At 46.7% G+C, this 17,216-nt stretch carries 15 protein-coding genes; 5 read left to right on the top strand and 10 right to left on the bottom strand.

The window, feature by feature from the left end; all coding sequences use genetic code 11:
* Positions 1–599: 599 nt before the first annotated feature.
* The 4 genes from ACFSUO_RS09050 to ACFSUO_RS09035 form a co-directional block, all read right to left on the bottom strand.
* Positions 600–986, bottom strand: a complete 387-nt coding sequence (locus ACFSUO_RS09050; RefSeq protein ID WP_382393260.1) for a Rid family hydrolase — start codon at positions 984–986, stop codon at positions 600–602.
* A gap of 23 nt (positions 987–1,009) precedes the next feature.
* Entirely contained in the window at positions 1,010–2,452 is a 1,443-nt protein-coding gene (locus tag ACFSUO_RS09045) for an NAD-dependent succinate-semialdehyde dehydrogenase (RefSeq protein WP_382393258.1), read from the bottom strand.
* A 106-nt stretch (positions 2,453–2,558) separates the two neighbouring features.
* Positions 2,559–3,914, bottom strand: a complete 1,356-nt coding sequence (gene gabT, locus ACFSUO_RS09040) for a 4-aminobutyrate--2-oxoglutarate transaminase (RefSeq protein ID WP_382393256.1) — start codon at positions 3,912–3,914, stop codon at positions 2,559–2,561.
* On the bottom strand, positions 3,911–4,600 hold the full coding sequence (locus ACFSUO_RS09035; protein ID WP_382393254.1) for a GntR family transcriptional regulator: 690 nt from the start codon (positions 4,598–4,600) through the stop codon (positions 3,911–3,913). The genes gabT and ACFSUO_RS09035 overlap by 4 nt, the downstream gene beginning before the upstream one ends.
* 197 nt (positions 4,601–4,797) lie before the next feature.
* Here ACFSUO_RS09035 and ACFSUO_RS09030 point away from each other — a divergent pair, with 197 nt between their 5' ends.
* Positions 4,798–5,784, top strand: a complete 987-nt coding sequence (locus ACFSUO_RS09030; RefSeq protein WP_382393252.1) for a 2-hydroxyacid dehydrogenase — start codon at positions 4,798–4,800, stop codon at positions 5,782–5,784.
* A gap of 109 nt (positions 5,785–5,893) precedes the next feature.
* Here ACFSUO_RS09030 and ACFSUO_RS09025 read toward each other — a convergent pair whose 3' ends face one another.
* The 3 genes from ACFSUO_RS09025 to ACFSUO_RS09015 form a co-directional block, all read right to left on the bottom strand.
* A complete protein-coding gene (locus ACFSUO_RS09025; RefSeq protein WP_382393559.1) occupies positions 5,894–7,078 on the bottom strand; it encodes a M24 family metallopeptidase in 1,185 nt (394 codons plus the stop codon).
* 691 nt (positions 7,079–7,769) lie between these two features.
* On the bottom strand, positions 7,770–9,176 hold the full coding sequence (locus tag ACFSUO_RS09020; protein ID WP_382393250.1) for an APC family permease: 1,407 nt from the start codon (positions 9,174–9,176) through the stop codon (positions 7,770–7,772).
* A gap of 174 nt (positions 9,177–9,350) precedes the next feature.
* Positions 9,351–10,694, bottom strand: a complete 1,344-nt coding sequence (locus tag ACFSUO_RS09015; protein ID WP_382393248.1) for an aminotransferase family protein — start codon at positions 10,692–10,694, stop codon at positions 9,351–9,353.
* 483 nt (positions 10,695–11,177) lie between these two features.
* Between ACFSUO_RS09015 and ACFSUO_RS09010 the strand changes: the two genes are divergently transcribed.
* Together ACFSUO_RS09010 and ACFSUO_RS09005 are read left to right on the top strand one after the other, a co-directional pair.
* Positions 11,178–12,377: a M14 family zinc carboxypeptidase gene (locus ACFSUO_RS09010; protein ID WP_382393246.1), complete on the top strand. Its 1,200-nt coding sequence runs from the start codon at positions 11,178–11,180 to the stop codon at positions 12,375–12,377.
* Between the two features lie 63 nt (positions 12,378–12,440).
* Positions 12,441–12,626 carry a hypothetical protein gene (locus ACFSUO_RS09005; RefSeq protein WP_382393244.1) on the top strand — a complete coding sequence of 62 codons (186 nt, stop codon included), beginning with the start codon at positions 12,441–12,443 and terminating at the stop codon, positions 12,624–12,626.
* A 52-nt stretch (positions 12,627–12,678) separates the two neighbouring features.
* On the opposite strand, the gene ACFSUO_RS09000 is transcribed toward ACFSUO_RS09005, so the two are convergent.
* The gene (locus tag ACFSUO_RS09000) at positions 12,679–13,137 is read right to left on the bottom strand and encodes a carboxymuconolactone decarboxylase family protein (RefSeq protein ID WP_382393242.1); all 459 of its coding nucleotides are present in this window, start codon (positions 13,135–13,137) and stop codon (positions 12,679–12,681) included.
* Positions 13,138–13,375: 238 nt separating this feature from the next.
* Here ACFSUO_RS09000 and ACFSUO_RS08995 point away from each other — a divergent pair, with 238 nt between their 5' ends.
* On the top strand, positions 13,376–13,825 hold the full coding sequence (locus ACFSUO_RS08995; protein ID WP_382393240.1) for a flavodoxin domain-containing protein: 450 nt from the start codon (positions 13,376–13,378) through the stop codon (positions 13,823–13,825).
* An 83-nt stretch (positions 13,826–13,908) separates the two neighbouring features.
* On the opposite strand, the gene ACFSUO_RS08990 is transcribed toward ACFSUO_RS08995, so the two are convergent.
* Both ACFSUO_RS08990 and ACFSUO_RS08985 read right to left on the bottom strand, forming a co-directional pair.
* Positions 13,909–14,796: a DMT family transporter gene (locus tag ACFSUO_RS08990; protein WP_382393238.1), complete on the bottom strand. Its 888-nt coding sequence runs from the start codon at positions 14,794–14,796 to the stop codon at positions 13,909–13,911.
* A 267-nt stretch (positions 14,797–15,063) separates the two neighbouring features.
* Positions 15,064–15,777, bottom strand: coding sequence for an FAD-dependent oxidoreductase (locus ACFSUO_RS08985; protein ID WP_382393236.1), 714 nt, complete (start codon positions 15,775–15,777; stop codon positions 15,064–15,066).
* A 175-nt stretch (positions 15,778–15,952) separates the two neighbouring features.
* On the opposite strand from ACFSUO_RS08985, the gene ACFSUO_RS08980 reads away from it, so the two are divergent.
* Positions 15,953–17,002, top strand: coding sequence for a dipeptidase (locus tag ACFSUO_RS08980; RefSeq protein ID WP_382393234.1), 1,050 nt, complete (start codon positions 15,953–15,955; stop codon positions 17,000–17,002).
* The last annotated feature ends 214 nt before the right edge of the window (positions 17,003–17,216 follow it).

Genomic DNA, 17,216 nt, shown 5'->3' with positions numbered 1-17,216 from the left:
GGTCTCATCTAGGCCTTTCCTCCCACAGGAGTCTCGCATATTCCAGTTGCTGGGATGTGCTCCTCTCTTAAATTATTCCACACGATGATTCGAACTCTCCCACGAATTCTGCTCACATTTTAGCCGTTATTCGGTGTATCGACCGTTTGGTGCAGCACATTCTGTTCACTTCCCGAAATAGATAAAGATATACCGCCTACTCTATGAAATAGGCAGCATCCGTTACTTTTCGTTTAACAAGATCTTATGACGGCATGTTAAATGAGCCAATTTCATAAGTGTGCTTATTCATTTATTATCCGAATAATTAAAAATCGTTTAAATGTCCGGTAATGTAAAGCGCTAACCACGTTGATTGGAACGGAAGGCGGCGACTCCTGCGGGAATAGCATGAGCCTTGAGACCCCGCAGTGAGCAAAGCGAACGAGGTGGCTCAAGCCATGCCCGCGGAAAGCGACCGCCTGCAGTGGAAATCAACAGTTTTAGCACATATCCAGATATTTCAGATTTGATTAATAAAATTGACTCAAATATTTCATTTGGAAAGAACTCCTGGGATGTTCTACTAGATTCGATTTGCCCACAAACCTCAGGCAGTGTCACTCCACAGCTGCAATGGCTGTTATTTCTACATCTGTTCCAAGCAGCTGGCTTCCGACTGTAATACGCGCCGGTTTTACTTCCACGTTGCGAAAATACATTTCATAGACACGATTAAATTCCTGCACCGTTTGCCCGTTAAGATCAGCCAAATGACAAGTCATATGAACAATAGCATTAAGGTCTGCATCCTTTTCCGACAGAATGCTTTTTATATGATCGAGACACGCCTCCGTCTGTTCGGCTATGGAACCTCTGTTTTCCTCATCTTCGCCCGGCTGGACCCCATCCTGACCGGATACGAAAATGAACTGATCCTTTTTCACTCCTTGTGAATACGGTCCACTCGGTTTCGGGGCATTCAGTGTCTGGATTGCCTCTTTCAACTGCAACCATCCTCTCCTGCCGATTATTCCATTCCGATAGAAACGTATTGTGACTCAATAAAGGCGTCAATGCCTTCATGTCCGCCTTCCCGTCCAATGCCGCTCTCTTTCATACCGCCAAACGGCACTTGGGGTGCGGACGGTGCGCCATCATTCCAGCCGACGATTCCAAAATCCAGTTTTTCAATAAGCTTGGTACCTCTGGCCACGTTTTCCGTAAACACATAAGCTGCCAGTCCATACGGTGTATCATTAGCCAATTTAGCCGCTTCTTCATCACTGGTAATCTTTTGGACGGGTGCAACTGGACCGAATGTTTCTTCCTGCATGACGACCATCGATTCATCGACATCCTTCACAACAGTAGGCTGATAGAAAACACCTTTACCATCTGTAACCGGTTCGCCTCCGGTAACGACGTTGGCACCTTTCGAAACAGCGTCCTGCATATGCCGGCTCACTTTATCCAATCCATCCTGGTTAATAAGCGGGCCTACATCGACCGTCTCATCCGTGCCGTCTCCAACTTTCAGCGCTTCAACCGCCTTTGCAAGCTTATCGTTGAACGCATCGTAGACCCCTTCCTGAACATAGATACGGTTCGCGCAAATGCACGTCTGTCCGGCATTCCTGAACTTGGAAGCGACTGCTCCTTTCACAGCCAAATCCACATCCGCATCATCAAGAACCACCAATGGAGCATGCCCGCCAAGTTCCAGCGACAGGTTCTTCACCTGGTCGGCACTTTGCCTGATCAAGACTTTGCCAACCTCCGTTGAGCCAGTAAACGTAATTTTGCGGACTTTATCATTCGCCATAATGGCACCGGCAATCTTAGATGATGATCCGGTCACAAGGTTCACGACGCCTTTTGGAAAGCCAGCTTTTTCGCACAGTTCCATCAGCTTAACTGCAGTTAGCGGGCTTTCACCTGATGGCTTCATCACAACCGTGCAGCCAGCAGCCAGCGCCGGTCCCATTTTCCGTGTCAGCATGGCAGCCGGGAAGTTCCATGGCGTAATAGCCGCGACAACACCAACAGGCTTTTTCCAGACTTGGAGACGCTTTCCATCTTTATGTGTTGGAATTGTTTCCCCATAAATACGCTTGCCTTCTTCAGCAAACCATTCAATAAACGAGGCGGCATAATTGACTTCACCGCGTGATTCTTTAATTGGCTTCCCCATTTCTATCGTCATGATCTGGGCAAGCTCTTCCTGGTGTTCCAGCATTAGCTGATTCAGTTTTTGCAAGTACCCTGCCCTGTCATGTGCTGTTAATTCGGACCATGATGCAAATGCGTCATGGGCGGCCGCTACCGCTAAATCCGCTTCTTTTTCACCACCATTGGGTACGGTGCCGACGATTTCTCCGTTTGCCGGGTTCGTAACATTCAATGTCCCGAGTTCGTCACCAACCCATTCACCGTTGATGCACATCAAATAATTGTCTGTTTTTACTGTCATTCCTGGTCACTCCTATCTTCATCAAAAGTGGTATGGCCCCGAAAGCAGCGGGGCCGTTTCGCTGGTCAATGTAAAAGACCGTCCATTCCCGGTTTTAAAAAATTTATTATCTGACCTTCTCACCGGCAACCACAGCTTCAACCGCCTCTTCAAGGATGGCAAGCCCTTCATCCAGCTGCTCATCGGTAATCACAAGCGGCATCAATAGACGGACCACATTGTCATGCACACCGGCTTTCAGCACAATAAGTCCTCGTGCACGAGCTTCCTGCAGCACCTGAGCCGTTAGTTCTTTAGCAGGCTCTTTCGTTTTAGGATCCTTCACAAATTCGATTGCACACATTGCGCCAAGTCCGCGGTAGTCCCCAACTTCATCAAACTGATCACTCAATTTCTTGAATGATTCCATCACTTTGTTGCCGATAGTTACTGCGCGGTCATTAAGCTTCTCTTTTTCCATCACTTCAAGCACGGCGAGTCCAGCCCTGCAGCCAAGCGGACTACCACAGAATGTTCCGCCCAGTTCACCGCCGGAAGCACCGTCCATTACTTCCTGCCGGCCGATGACCCCGCTGATTGGCAAACCTGCTGCCATTGATTTGGAAATAGTAATCAAGTCTGGAGTAATACCAAAATGGTCTACGGCAAAATATTTTCCAGTCCGTCCGAATCCGGTCTGTATCTCATCAGCAATGAACAGGATGCCGTGCTGCTTGCACAAGTCATATACCCCTTGAACGAACTTTTTATTCGGGATAATAAAGCCGCTTTCCCCCTGAACCGGTTCCATGATGAAGGCTGCAACCTGACTTGGATCCACTTCACTAATGAAGAAATTCTTTACCTGTTCCAGCAGGTGATCCGTATATTCATCTTCCGTCATCTGCTCCGGACGGCGATAATTGTATGGGAATGGTGCATGATAGACTTCCGGTGCAAACGGGCCATACTCAAATTTATATGGCTTCACTTTGCCTGTCATGGACATCGTCATCAAGGTACGTCCATGGAATCCGCCTGTAAAGGATACGACTGCCTGCCGTTTAGTATATTTGCGAGCAATTTTTACAGCGTTTTCCACAGCCTCTGCCCCGCTGTTGAGAAACATGACTTTCTTTTGAAACGCGCCCGGTGCGAGCTCAGCAATCTTTTCTGCAAATTCGATGTATGGATCATTCATCATCACATTAAAACCGGTGTGAATATATTTGGCGACCTGATCCTGTAGCGCACTGACAACTGTATCATGGCTATGCCCGGCATTGATTACACCTATTGCCCCGGCAAAATCGATGAACTGGTTCCCGTCCACATCCCGGAGCAAGGCCCCTTTTGCTGAGTCAACAAACGTTGGGGCACCGTAGCTGACACCGTGCGGGACAACCTCATGCCTTCTGTCGAGCAATTCCTTTGCTTTTGGTCCTGGCAATTCCGTTTTTACTTGCGCAAATTGTTTATTCATAAATTATACCTCCTTAAATTCTGTATCGTTTTTTGACCGAGCAGTTTCGTTTCCACGTATTCAATGTGGTTCCTGACTCCCCCCTCCACTGTATGCACATCTTTTGAGACTAATGCCTGGAGCAGCTGTTTATGCTCATCATAGAACGACTGATGGTTTGAATAATACTGGTCAAGGTGCATAAGAAATGTCCTGATTTGCACTTGCAGCGAATCGTAAATTTTAATGATTCGTGAATTCCCGCACAGCCGAACAACATAGCTGTGAAATTGCATATCAAGATCAAACAGCGCATTCCAGTCTTTCTCATCTGCCTTCGTTTTCATCTGATCAACAATGGCTTGCAAATCCTCCACATGATTCTGTTCCAGATGATGAGTTGCTTGGGTAAACGCACGCGCCTCAATCAATGTGCGCAGTTCGATGATCTCATCCACATCCTGTTCGGTGAATGCAGCGACATAAGTTCCTTTTCGTGCCTGAATGACCACCAGCTCCTCAATTTCCAGGATTTTCAGCGCCTCCCGGATCGTGCTGCGGCTGACATCAAATAATTCTGCCAGCTCTGTCTCAAGCAGCCGTTCACCGAGCTGAATCTCCTCATTCCAAATTTTTCGTTTCAGCTGGTCGGCAATCAGTTCACTTAATGGTTTCTGCGTAATCCCACTGCTATCTTGTTCGTGCAAACCAAAAGCTCCTCTCTGTATCCTCCCCGAATGTTCAATGTCGATTGTCGACATTGATGTATACGTTCATCATAATTCAGATAATTCATATTGTCAAATAGTATTTCCATTTTTTTAAATTTATTGACTTTACCTTTAAATACACCTATTTTAATAATAGATGCACATGTTTTGCATGAAGAAGGGGAGGGAGTACATTGAAAAAAATAATTGCATACAACCGGGTGGAACAGCCTGTCCTTGACGATCTGAAACAGCGATATGATGTCCGTTTTTTCAAAGACATTGACCCCGCCACAGATCCGGAATTCTTGAGCCAATTGCAGGAGGCAGAAGGAATTATCGGGCTTGAGCTTCCAGTCAATGATGAACTGCTCAGCCATGCACCCAATCTGAAAATCGTCAGCAATGTTTCCGTCGGCTACAACAATCTGGACCTGGAGGCGCTGAAGAAAAGAAACATCATGGCAACGAATACACCGGAAGTGCTGACCGATACAGTGGCGGATACAGTTTTCGGTATTCTCGTTGCAACAGCCAGACGTCTTCCGGAATTGGATCAGTATGTCAAAAATGGGCAATGGGAAATCGAAGCTGTCGGCAATGACCTGTTCGGCACGGATGTCCACCATAAAACACTCGGTATTGTCGGAATGGGGCGAATTGGAAAAGCGATCGCCAAACGGGCCCACTTCGGTTTTGACATGGATATTCTGTACCATAGCCGCAGCAGGAAACCGGACGTGGAAACGACCTTCCAGGCAGGCTACCGCACCCTCGATGACTTGCTTACGGAATCGGACTTTGTCTGTTTAATCACACCGCTGACGCCTGAAACGGAAGGGCTTATTGGCAAGCGGGAGTTCAAGCTGATGAAAGACTCCGCTATCTTCATCAACGGATCGCGCGGGAAGACGGTTGTTGAAGCAGATTTAATTGATGCGCTTAAATACGGTGAAATTGCTGCAGCGGGACTTGATGTCTATGCGAATGAACCGGTTGAGCCTGATAATCCGCTATTAAAAATGACAAATACCGTGACGACGCCGCATGTTGGCTCCTCTACCCATGAAACGGAACTGAAGATGTCTGAACTTGCCGCCGAAAATCTGGAGGCGGGTCTGAACGGAAGGAAGCCGCCTAATCTGGTTGATGCAAGTGTCTGGCCCGAAAAGGCGACATAATTGGGCAGAACTCCAGTCCGTAAGAATCACAAAAAACCCCGTACCACTCTCATAAGTGATACGGGGTTTTTTGCGGTTTTAGCTTGTCACAAGGACGTTATTTTTCTAATTACGCGAGCCGGATATTTGGTTTGACCATCAAGTCCCGCGGGAAGTCAGCCAATACTTCACAGCCTGTGTCTGTCACCAGGAAGGATTCACTAATTTCAACACCCATATGATCCATCCAAATGCCTGGTATCATATGGAAGGTCATGTTTGGCTCCAGCACTGTTCGGTCGCCTGGTCTCAGACTAGCTGTGTGCTCTCCCCAGTCAGGCGGATAGTTCAACCCCATCGAATAACCCATGCGCGATTCTTTTTTGATACCACTTTTTTCAATAACACTCCGCCATACTGCTTCAAGCTCTTCACATGTTACTCCTGGTTTAACAGCATCTAGCGTCGCATTAATTCCATCCAGGACAACATCAGAGACATACTGCATGGTTTCATCCGGTTGCCCAAGCACAGCCGTTCGTGCCAGTGGTGAATGATAGCGTTTATAGCAGCCAGCAAGTTCAATGATCACTGGATCCCCATTCTGAAAACGGTCATCGGTCCAAGTCAAGTGGGCTGCGGATGTTTTATCCCCTGTTGGCAAAAGCGGTACAATCGACGGATAATCACCGCCAAAATCTTCTGTTCCGCTTATTTGTGCATGAGATATCTCTGCAACAACGTCAGATTGCCGGACACCTTCATTAATCGTGTCAAAGGCCACTTGCATCGCCTTTTCGGAAATCTTGGCGGCGTGTTTTATATACGAAATCTCGCGTTCCGATTTAATGATGCGGACCCAGTTGACCATATTGGTGCCATCTTTAAACGTCGCATTGGGCAGTCCCTTGGTCAATTGCATATAGCTTCTTGCCGTAAAATAATAGGCGTCAAGCTCCACAGCAATTGTTCTATTATCACATTTCTTTTCCCTGAGCAAATCACTGACAAAATCCATTGGATGTCTGACGCCGGACTGGACATATTGATCACCGTAGCCAACAATATGGTCGGTATCAAGCCACGTTGTATGAAGTGCCGCGCTCGTATCCTGACTGCGGCCTACCCATATCGGCTGTTCATCCTCGAGCATGACAATCAGCATTTGGTGAACATAGAACGACCACGCGTCATATCCGGTCAGGTAGTTCATGTTAGCCGGATCTGTCACAAGCAGCAAATCAACCCCTTCGTTAACCATCCGCTGCTTCGTTTTATTCAATCGCTCCTGAAACTCTGAAAACGGAAATGTCAACACGGTTACCCCTCCCCCATGTTCAAACTTTGCGATCCCTTTTTGAAACCGCTTACCTTTAACTATTTAGTTTTCATACGCAAAACTGTTCGGAAAGTACTGTGCAGAACATGTTATTACAAACCGATTCATAGATTTATGTGGACTACCCTGTCGACTGTCGACATTTTTGATACTACTAGTATATTCACGTATTATCCGGAAGTCAAACATTATTTGTACAATTAAAATAATTTGGGCACTTGTTACAAAAACCTGATTGTTTGCGGCGGCAGTGCTGCCCCGTTGGAACATTCGCAGGCACCATTTATTCATATTTTATGCAGGTGCATAACGTAATGGTACATGAAAATAGCTTTACAACATAAAAAAGAAGCGCCCCAGGAATTTGGAAACGCTGCTTGGAAATTTATAGGTTTTAACGGAAGGCTGTTCTCTAAAAGATTGTAGTCTTTTCGCCACTCTAGAGAATGAACCTTACTTAACCACCTCGCGGGAAAGCGCCGCTAAAAGTCCGAGAGAGAAGGCTTCTCAAGGCCAAAAGTCGAGGCCACTGAAAAGGTGCCCCTTCTTTCAAATGATGATTAATTCAAAAAAAACGGAAACAGCTTAACAGAAAGAAGGTGAAAATAACAGACGGCACCGATCCAGTCTGCATATCTTCCCAGAAAGTTGCACAACTACTGAAGAATCAGGCAATCTTGTCAATCTCTTCCTTCATATGCTTATCTGCGTATTCCCTGCCATATTTCGAAAGAGAAACGTGATAAAGTACCACACCAAGAATAATCCACAGGCCGATAATAGCCCACTCGTACGGCCAGATGAGCGCCGATGGCATACCAGGCATATATAAAACCGTGACACCGCACGCCATAACGATGGCAACCCAGCCAATTGTCGTACCGCCGGAAAGTTTGAATGGACGCTTCATTTCCGGATCTTTTTTCCGAAGAATGACGAACGAAATTGCCACCATCAGCCATGCAACAACAAGACCGAGTCCGCCAGCATCAACAAGCCATACCAATGCAGGACGCCCCAATAGCGGTGCGGCAGTGGACAAAACAGCAATCAGCACGATAGCCTTGTGCGGTGTATTGTATTTTGGATGTAATTCTCCTAGCGACTTCGGCAGCATTCCTGCTCTGGCCAGTGCAAAAATAGCCCGGCTGCCGCCAACATAAAATCCAAGCCAGCTAGTCATAATACCTCCAATTCCACCAAGCACAAGAATATTGCCCATCATCCGGCTGTCACCAAACGCCTTTGCCATCGCATCAGCCGTGACCAAGTTCGATGCATCCAGTTCTCCGGAACCCAGCACCCGCGATACGCCAAAAATAATCGCCACATACCAAAGCACTGCCAAGACAACAGCAGCAATCAGCAGCTGACCGATTTTTCGCTGTGGTAGATTAATTTCTTCCGCCGCCTGCGGAATGACATCAAAGCCGACAAACATAAACGGTGTCATAATAATGACAGTCAGGACACCCGCAATACCTTTCTCAAACAGTGGCTGCATGTGCTGGATATCGCCACTGACTGTGCTTCCGGTAATCAGTAGAAGCCCTGCTCCCAAAATCAGCATCGTCAGGATGAATGTAATAGCCGTTGTCAGCTTGATGCCCCGGTAATTGACCCAGGCCACAAGAATCGACCCTAGAATGCCTACACCTGCCCATGTAGCTGTCACATCCCAGCCGGCTATCGTATATAAATACCCCTGACTATAATCGGGAACGAGATACTCGAAAACAGTCGGGAGCGCCACCGCTTCGAAGGCAACAACTGATACATAACCAAGAATAATTGCCCAGGTTGCAATAAACGAAGCAGTTCTGCCCATCGCTTTGAATGTATAGACATGCTCACCCCCGGCAAGCGGAAGTGCGGAAGCGAGCTCCGCATACGTCAGTCCGACAACAACGACTAGTACACCACCGATGGCAAATGCTAGAATCGCCCCCAGCGAACCAGCTTCGGTGATCCACAGACCTGTTGTCACAACCCATCCCCAGCCGATCATGGCACCAAAAGCGAGGGCCAGCACATCTTTGTTCCCCAATATTTTTAACAGCTTTTTTTCTTCCACTTTCTCCCTCCTAACGAATGAATCGGATAATTGCTACATTTGTGGTGATCAAGTTTTTCGGTTGCCGCGCGAATTTAAGGTTTTTCGCGCGACTTTTCGCCCGGGTCGCACGACTTTCCCGATTTTCGAGCGAGTTTTTGCCCGGATCGCACGAGTTTAAGTCTATCTTTCTATCTAACCTTTTACTTGCAGCTCTTTTTGCACGGCAAACACGGCATCGTGCAGTTTTTCCACCATCGTATGGACCTGCTCACGATTGATAATGAGTGGTGGTGCAAAACAGATGATGTCTGTTCCCTCAAACGATACTGGGCGACAAATCATCCCTCGTTCATGCAATTGGTCAATCACTTTTGGCGCTGCCTGCTGGTCCGGTGAGAAACGCTTATTGGTAGCCGGATCCTGTACCAGCTCAACGGCACCAAGCAGCCCCTTAGCGCGGACATCTCCCACAATGTCCAGTTCGGACTGGACTTTCTCAAATGCCCGCAGCATCTGCCCGCCCATTTCCCTGGCATTTTCTACAAGGCCATCACGCTCAATAATTTCGATATTTTTCAGCCCTACAGCAGCTGCAGTCGGATGACCGCTATAAGTGAACCCGTGGAAAAGTGTCCCCTTTGATTTTTCCTTCAGCATTTCATGCACATGATCGGAAACGATGACACCACCGAGTGGTAAATACCCACTTGTAACTCCTTTAGCAAACGTCATCAAATCAGGTGTTATGCTAAAGTTCTCCACACCAAACATCTTACCTGTCCGGCCAAATCCGGTGATGACTTCATCCGCAATGAACAAAATCCCATATTCATCACACAATGCGCGGACTTGGCGCAAATAATCGTCAGGCGGAATGAGCACACCACCGGCCCCTTGTATCGGTTCTGCCATAACCGCTGCAACCGTGTCAGGGCCTTCTGTTTCAATAGTTTGCCGTAAATCATGGATCGCTTCATCAGCCGTTTTTTCATATGGTGTTTCGGTATGAACAAAACCTGTCATCATTTCTCCGGCCATTTCCTGGAACTCCTTGATACCTGTTGCACTGGTCGATGCAGCCGCAACCCCATGGTATGCCCGTTTCAGGCCGATAATCTTCCTCCGCTCCGGCTGATCCTGAATCCGCCAGTAATGCCGTGTGAGTTTAATAGCGGAGTCATTGGATTCTGATCCGCCGGACGTGAAAAACACGGCGTTTAAACCGTCAGGCGCAATGGATGCTATTTTTTCAGCCAGCCGGATTGCTGGTTCGTGACTGAAAGTGGAAAAGGCGGAGCTGAATGCCAGCTGTTTCATCTGTTCCGCCGCTGCTTCAGCAAGTTCATCCTGGCCATGGCCAATGTTGACATTCCACAGCGAGGACATGGCATCCATGTATTCGCTTCCATTTATATCCGTTAAGTAGATGCCTTCCCCTTTTTCCATAATTACTTTCGGTCCATTTGCCTGCTGTTGCTGTATCGATGATGTCGGGTGAATAAAATGTTTCTTATCCAGTTCTGCTAAATGTTCCATTCCCTTCCCTCCCTTTATTCATTTGGCTGCTACTAAAGTAAACTTGGCTAGCACCAAGCCTTTTGGCCGCAGGTGATTACCATAGTTGCACTTACACTTAGGACGTTAAAATTTTCACTGCAGCTGAGTAATTATCTTAGCTGAAATTTTATACATTCCTAATTTGTAAAAAAAACCAGCTATATAGACAGGATTATGCATAGCACTCCCGTCTGTATACCTGGTTTCAATCTAAGGACATGCCCTGCTTCATCAGCAGAGTCAATTAGATCAAGCAGCATATTTTTATTATTGTAAATTTATCAAAAAATAGGGCGTATTGCAAGTGGGAGATGGGGACTGGTTTACTCCTCCCGCAACTCGGGACAATGGGCCTGTTCTTGCGTTCCGTTAAGTGTGACTTTTGATTGATTTTTCTGTTTTTTAAAGGGGAAACAGTGCTGAACAAAGAATATATAAGCAATCAATATGAGGAGGGATTTTATGATGAGGAAAAAGAAAGTGGCAGCTGTCTTTGGTTCTGTTTTGCTGAGTGCCAGCATCCTTACACCTGCAGCAGCTGCACCCGGTAACGGGAATTACGCACCCGGAACACCAAGCGAGCAGCACTATTCCATCTCCGGGTTTATTGATCATAAGGAGCTTAGTAAGAAACTGCAGCAAATGGAGCGTTCCAGCAACGGTAAAGTTGACGTCAATGTAGCCGGACACTCCAATCAGGGACGGGAGATTTATACAGCTAGAGTGGGTACCGGTGACAAAGTAGTTCTCATTCAAAGTGAGATTCATGGGAATGAAAAAACGGGTACAGCCGCATTATTAAAAATGCTCAAACAGATTGGTTCCAACAATTCGCCTGAGTTTCGGAAGCTTCGGGAAGAACTGACGATTGTCGCGATGCCGATGATTAACCCGGACGCCACTGAATTAAACCGTCGCGGAACTGATATGTCATGGAGCGAGGTCGTGGATGATTTTCCGCAGCTGGAAGACGCATCTCCATCATGGAATTACTATACGTACACGAACGAGTATTGGGATTATGCATCTAACCCAGGTTTTGATATGAACAGGGATTTTAACCCGAACCTCGACTACACTCCGCAGCCGGAGGATCTCCCAGGATCATCTGCAGAACCTGGATGGTATATTACACCAGAAGCGCAAACCGTTCGCGATGTGTATAAAGGATTGCAAGATGAATTTGGCGAAGTGAACACATTCATCGATCTCCACCATCAAGGACAATATATGATTGAGGGTACCAACGATGAAGTGACATTATCCTTATCGGGTGTGTTTGTCCCACATCCAGACAGTGAGGCAGGAGAAAAATACAGCAAATACGCTGACAGCTATAACGAGGAATTTTCCAAACAGCTAAGTGTCGCGGCATATGAGGCACTTCAGAGCATTGGAAATTCACCGTACAATAACATTTCCCTTTACCAGCAAAATTTGGATTTGCCGGGTACAGCGCTCGGTTCGTTCGCCCTTAACGGCAGTGGAACAGTTTTATTTGAAGTGACCGGGCAGACACAAAGTTTTGGACAGAAGAAAAAAGGCCAGCTGGTAAAGGCCGTACAAACAGGCGTCTATGGGATCCTGAACAGCCTTGCTAATGATGAAGTGGACGAAATAAATCCGGATAACTATGACGACATCCCATTGACCGAACGATAAGCAATACAAACAGACCCTCTTCACGACCACCCGTTGTGAAGAGGGTTTTTTGTCCCGGAAACAATGACTGCCATTATGATTTATGCATCCAGTGATCAAACAGATTTCATTGTATCGTTCGGTGACAAAATTATGGTCAGCCATACATTCTATGAAGTTACCAATGGCACAATAGATAACGAACTTCTGCGTACATTCTACCATTCCCTTGACAAGCGACATGCGGACAGGTTCACTGTCCCAGACTGACTGGGACAAGAAGCCTGTCCCCACGTCCCGAATCAGCGAGGATTTTTTGTTCTTACTTGCTTTTTGGCTTGTATCGTCCCGGGACTGCCCTTGTTGTAATTGCCAGGCGATTCCAGCTGTTTATGGTGTTGATTGCGTAGACCAAGTCAACAAAATCCTTTTCATTGAATTGTTCCCGCACCTCATTATATAGTTCATCGGAAATGTGATGGTTTGCTATTTCGGTAATCGCTTCTGTCAAAGCTAAAGCGGCGCGTTCTTTTTCGGTGTAAAAGTCGGTTTCCCGCCATGCATTGAGGCAATACAACCGCTGTTCTGTTTCACCATTTGCCCGCGCGTCTTTCGTATGCATGTCCAAGCAAAATGCGCACCCATTGATTTGTGAAGCCCTTGTTTTCACTAATTCGAGAAGCATTGTGTCCAGATTGGTCGATTGAATATACTTCTCAAATTCCACCATAATCTTTGCCGCTTCTGGTGCTATTGAATAATAATCAAGCCGAGCTTCCATTCTGATCACTCCCGTGTATAGAAATTTTCTTTCTGTTTCATCGTAAACCTTTCCAGAAAAAACGACAAAAACATTGCCCGGGAAATAAAAAGATAACCCCCATGACCCGTCTTAATCTGTCACGCATCTGTCGATTTTTTGTAGCTATTTTGTGAATGGCCAAGCTAATAATTGAAATTCATTCTCATTAGGTTGTAAACTATATATAAGGAATGAACAAAAAGGAGCTGAAGAGCCCATGGCAAAAGTTCTCGTACTATATGCAAGCCTGACAGGCAGCACAGAAGTTATGGCTGAGACCATTACCGATTATATAAAAGCAAAGGATCATGATGTCGATTTCAAATCATTTGATTTCGAGCCGATCCCTGCCAAGGAACTAGTCAATTATGATGGTATACTGCTCGGTTCCTACTCATGGGACGATGACATTCCATTTGAAGTGGAAGATTTCTATCAGGACATGGACGATGTGGACCTATCCGGCAAACTGGTCGGGACATTCGGATCTTGTGATTCCTATTATGACATATACGGACCGGCCCTTGACACCCTGGCAACAAAGGCCGAAGAGCGAAATAGCGCTGTCTATAAAGAAAAGCTGAAAGTTGAACTGGAGCCTGATGACCAGGACATTGAACATTGCGAGCAATTTGCAGAAGGATTTTTGCAGGAGCTGGCGAAATAAATCGTCATTGTTTAAAACGCGAATCCGCCGAAAAAAGCCGGATTCGCGTTGAATTATAACTAAATTCCCGCTATGCAACTCTTCTAACCAGCCCTTCGCCGCCCCCGTTCAAACATATTAACAAGAATAACACTCGATATCGCAATTAAACCGCCAATAACAGACAACAGGCTGGGCAATTCCTGCAACCAGACCCAGGCAACGAAAATAGCAAATACCGGTTCAATGTACATGATGCTTGTCACCGCGCCAGCTTTACCGGAAGAAAGTGCAATCGCCCATGTCACGTACGCAATCGCTGCGGGAAAAATACCGACATATACCGCTGCCAAGTGCGCTTCCACTGTTGCCCCCTGTATCGTCTCGAATAATCCGGGCGAAAAAACCAATAAGGGCAGCGTCCCTGACCACGTAAAGTAAGCCGTCAATTCAACCGGCCTGTACTTGGTTAAAAGTGGTTTTTGAAATACAAAGAAAATCGACGTCGCAATTGCCGCAATCACAATCAGCAACGCACCGCCCGATATCGCAAAATCCGCATCCGCCGAACCCAGTGTAATCAAAAAAATACCGATAAAACCGATACCAAGTCCAATCCAGCCAAAAAAGCTTGGGTATTCCTTTAAGGCAAAAATGGCGATAATTGCCGTAAAGATAGGGGCTGAAGCAACAATCATCGCTGCAGTCCCGGCCGCTACCGTCTGCTCACCAAACGTGATGCCGGTATGGTAAATCGTGATGCCAATCCAGCCAAGAACCAGCACTTTCAGCAGGTCGTTTTTGGCTGGCAATCGGAATGTCGTCCCAGGCCACAATGCATACAGCAGAAAGCAGCCTGAGGCAATTAGAAACCTGATCAGCACCAAATGACCTGAACTGTAGCCACCATGAAGGCTCGCACGAATAGCAGCAAATGTGGATCCCCAAATAATAATGGTAATAAATGCCATCACCAAAGCTTTTTTAGTCATAAGCGTCCCTCCCCATTGCCCCTCTATTATACATGAATTTTTTCAAAAAAGTAGACGGAACGAGTTATGCATGTTTGTAAGATAAATGTTAAGAACGTTGGTTTAGCACCTGTGAACTCCAGCTATCCAAAATGCCTATGCAATGGAAAAGCAAGTCAACAAAGAGATTCCAAGTGTCATTTTTACCAGAACAACCCCATAAAAACAAAAAAACTATCACAGTGCTATACACCATGATAGTTCCATCTTTTTTATGACAGTCTCTCATTAATAGCCTGTGAACTCTTCCGCCCGAATATTATCTTCATTTACACCCGCTTCAACGAGCATATCATACATCACCGTAACCATGCCGGCGGGCCCAGAAAGATAATAAATCGGTTCACTCACATCAGATACATGACGCTTCAGCATGTCTTCATCGATGTGGCCACTTTCTCCATTCCATTCACCCGAATCCGTTTGCGTCATGACGGGAACAAACGTGAAATGAGGATTTTTCTTCTCAAATTCTCTAAAATCCGACATGAATGGCGCATCTTCCGGTGTACTGTTGGAAAAAAGCAACGTCATGTCATGTGACGTTTGCTGGAGTGTTGCCTCCGCAATCATACTTCTGATCGGTGTTACGCCAATACCCCCGATAATAAATACGGCGGGAGTTGACTCTGTTTTATGAAGTTTGAAATTCCCATGCGGTCCGTCAAATTTCACCTCTGCACCTTCCGAAAGTTTTTCCAGTTCACGCTTATAAGCCGAATCCCGCATACGAGTGGCCGTGACAAGCTCGTTTTCAGACGGAGCTTGAACAAAGGAAAAAGCTCTTGTGTCGCCTTTTTCATCGGTCTCACTCGGGTTAATCAATGTAAAATCGCCGAACTGCCCAGCTTTAAATTCGAATCCATCCGGCATCTCCCAGTAAAACGCCATCGTGTCGTTAGCAATTATTTCTTTCCGGCGCAATTTTATTATGTCAGACATCACTTTCATCTCCTTTTCAAAAAAGTTTTCACTACCATGACTATTTCCCTTTTTGCTGCCCTGTAAACACCAGGGTGATCCCGGCTGGTCTCGGGACAGAGAACCCGCCCCCGCGTCCCGGTTACAGATGTGATATGATACCAGTATAAAAATTGTACAAAGGGGCGACCATTTTATGACACAATTCCCGATATTCGATGGGCACAACGATACATTGCTCAGGCTGCACATGTCTGATAATGCACCGTCATTTTTCACAGAAAGCTCAGAAGGCCACATTGACTTGCCTCGTGCTGAAATGAGTGGGTTCGGTGGAGGATTTTTTGCCGTTTACACCCCAAACAAGAATTATGAAGTGAAACCGGAAGATTATATGACAGATAGCGGCTATGACGTACCGCTTCCCCCGCCTATCCAACAGGATGAAGCACTGGCATTCACCAATGCACTCGCTTCCAGACTGTTCCGGCTGGAGGCTGCATCGACTGGAAGGCTGAAAGTGGTAAGAACCGCTGATGAATTGACCCGTTGCCTGGATAAAGGCATCATGGCTGCGATTTTTCATATCGAAGGTGCGGAGGCCATTGATCCCGACCTGGATGCACTTCATGTGCTATATCAGGCAGGCCTTCGCTCACTCGGGATCGTCTGGAGCCGACCAAATGTCTTTGGGGAAGGTGTGCCGTTCCGTTATCCATCAACACCAGATACAGGAGCAGGATTGACCGAAGCCGGCAAGAGGCTTGTCCGGGAGTGCAATCAGCTCGGCATCATGATAGACACCACCCATCTGAATGAAAAAGGTTTCTGGGACGTCGCAAACATCACGGATGCTCCACTTGTTGCCACCCACTCGAACGCCCATGCGCTGAGTCCGATTGCCCGGAATCTAACCGATATACAGCTTGCGGCCATCGCCGAATCGAACGGGGTTGCTGGCATCAATTACGCTGTCAATATGCTGCGGGAAGACGGCGGCCTTGGAACAGACATATCACTGGATGAAATTGTCCGGCACGTGGCATACATAGCCGAGAAATTCGGTGTCGATCACGTGGTGTTGGGCTCCGATTTTGACGGCACAACCGTCCCCGACTCCCTGAAAGACGTAACCGGCCTGCCGAAACTGCTCGACCGCCTAAAAGCACACGGATTCCACAATGATGAACTGCAGAAAATCACCCATGGGAATTGGGTGCGTGTATTAGAGGACACATGGAAATAACCGGGACATGGGGACAGGTCCATCGTCCCACCAAAAAATGTAAATCAATGCGCTCACGCGGGGACAAGGAACCTGTCCCCGCGTACCAGTCGGTACCTTCTCACGTGGGGTACCGATTTTTTTGTACGTCAGAAAGTATAGTTTATCCTGAATTATTCATACTTCCAAACTAAGTCCTTTTAACTTTAAAACAGGATGTTCTTTTGGCCTTCCA

This window comes from Lentibacillus juripiscarius (genome assembly GCF_042685205.1).
GTDB lineage: Bacteria > Bacillota > Bacilli > Bacillales > Amphibacillaceae > Lentibacillus > Lentibacillus juripiscarius.
The sequence above is the reverse complement of the archived record's forward strand: the minus strand, read 5'-3'. Positions and strand labels throughout refer to the sequence as shown.

Coding starts and splice junctions, on each gene's coding strand:
- ACFSUO_RS09015 (WP_382393248.1), bottom strand. CDS start 10,694: ATGGAACATTTAGCAGAACTGGATAAGAAACATTTTATTCACCCGACA.
- ACFSUO_RS08980 (WP_382393234.1), top strand. CDS start 15,953: ATGACACAATTCCCGATATTCGATGGGCACAACGATACATTGCTCAGG.
- gabT (WP_382393256.1), bottom strand. CDS start 3,914: ATGAATAAACAATTTGCGCAAGTAAAAACGGAATTGCCAGGACCAAAA.
- ACFSUO_RS08990 (WP_382393238.1), bottom strand. CDS start 14,796: ATGACTAAAAAAGCTTTGGTGATGGCATTTATTACCATTATTATTTGG.
- ACFSUO_RS09045 (WP_382393258.1), bottom strand. CDS start 2,452: ATGACAGTAAAAACAGACAATTATTTGATGTGCATCAACGGTGAATGG.
- ACFSUO_RS08985 (WP_382393236.1), bottom strand. CDS start 15,777: ATGTCTGACATAATAAAATTGCGCCGGAAAGAAATAATTGCTAACGAC.
- ACFSUO_RS09005 (WP_382393244.1), top strand. CDS start 12,441: ATGACTGCCATTATGATTTATGCATCCAGTGATCAAACAGATTTCATT.
- ACFSUO_RS09000 (WP_382393242.1), bottom strand. CDS start 13,137: ATGGAAGCTCGGCTTGATTATTATTCAATAGCACCAGAAGCGGCAAAG.
- ACFSUO_RS08995 (WP_382393240.1), top strand. CDS start 13,376: ATGGCAAAAGTTCTCGTACTATATGCAAGCCTGACAGGCAGCACAGAA.
- ACFSUO_RS09010 (WP_382393246.1), top strand. CDS start 11,178: ATGATGAGGAAAAAGAAAGTGGCAGCTGTCTTTGGTTCTGTTTTGCTG.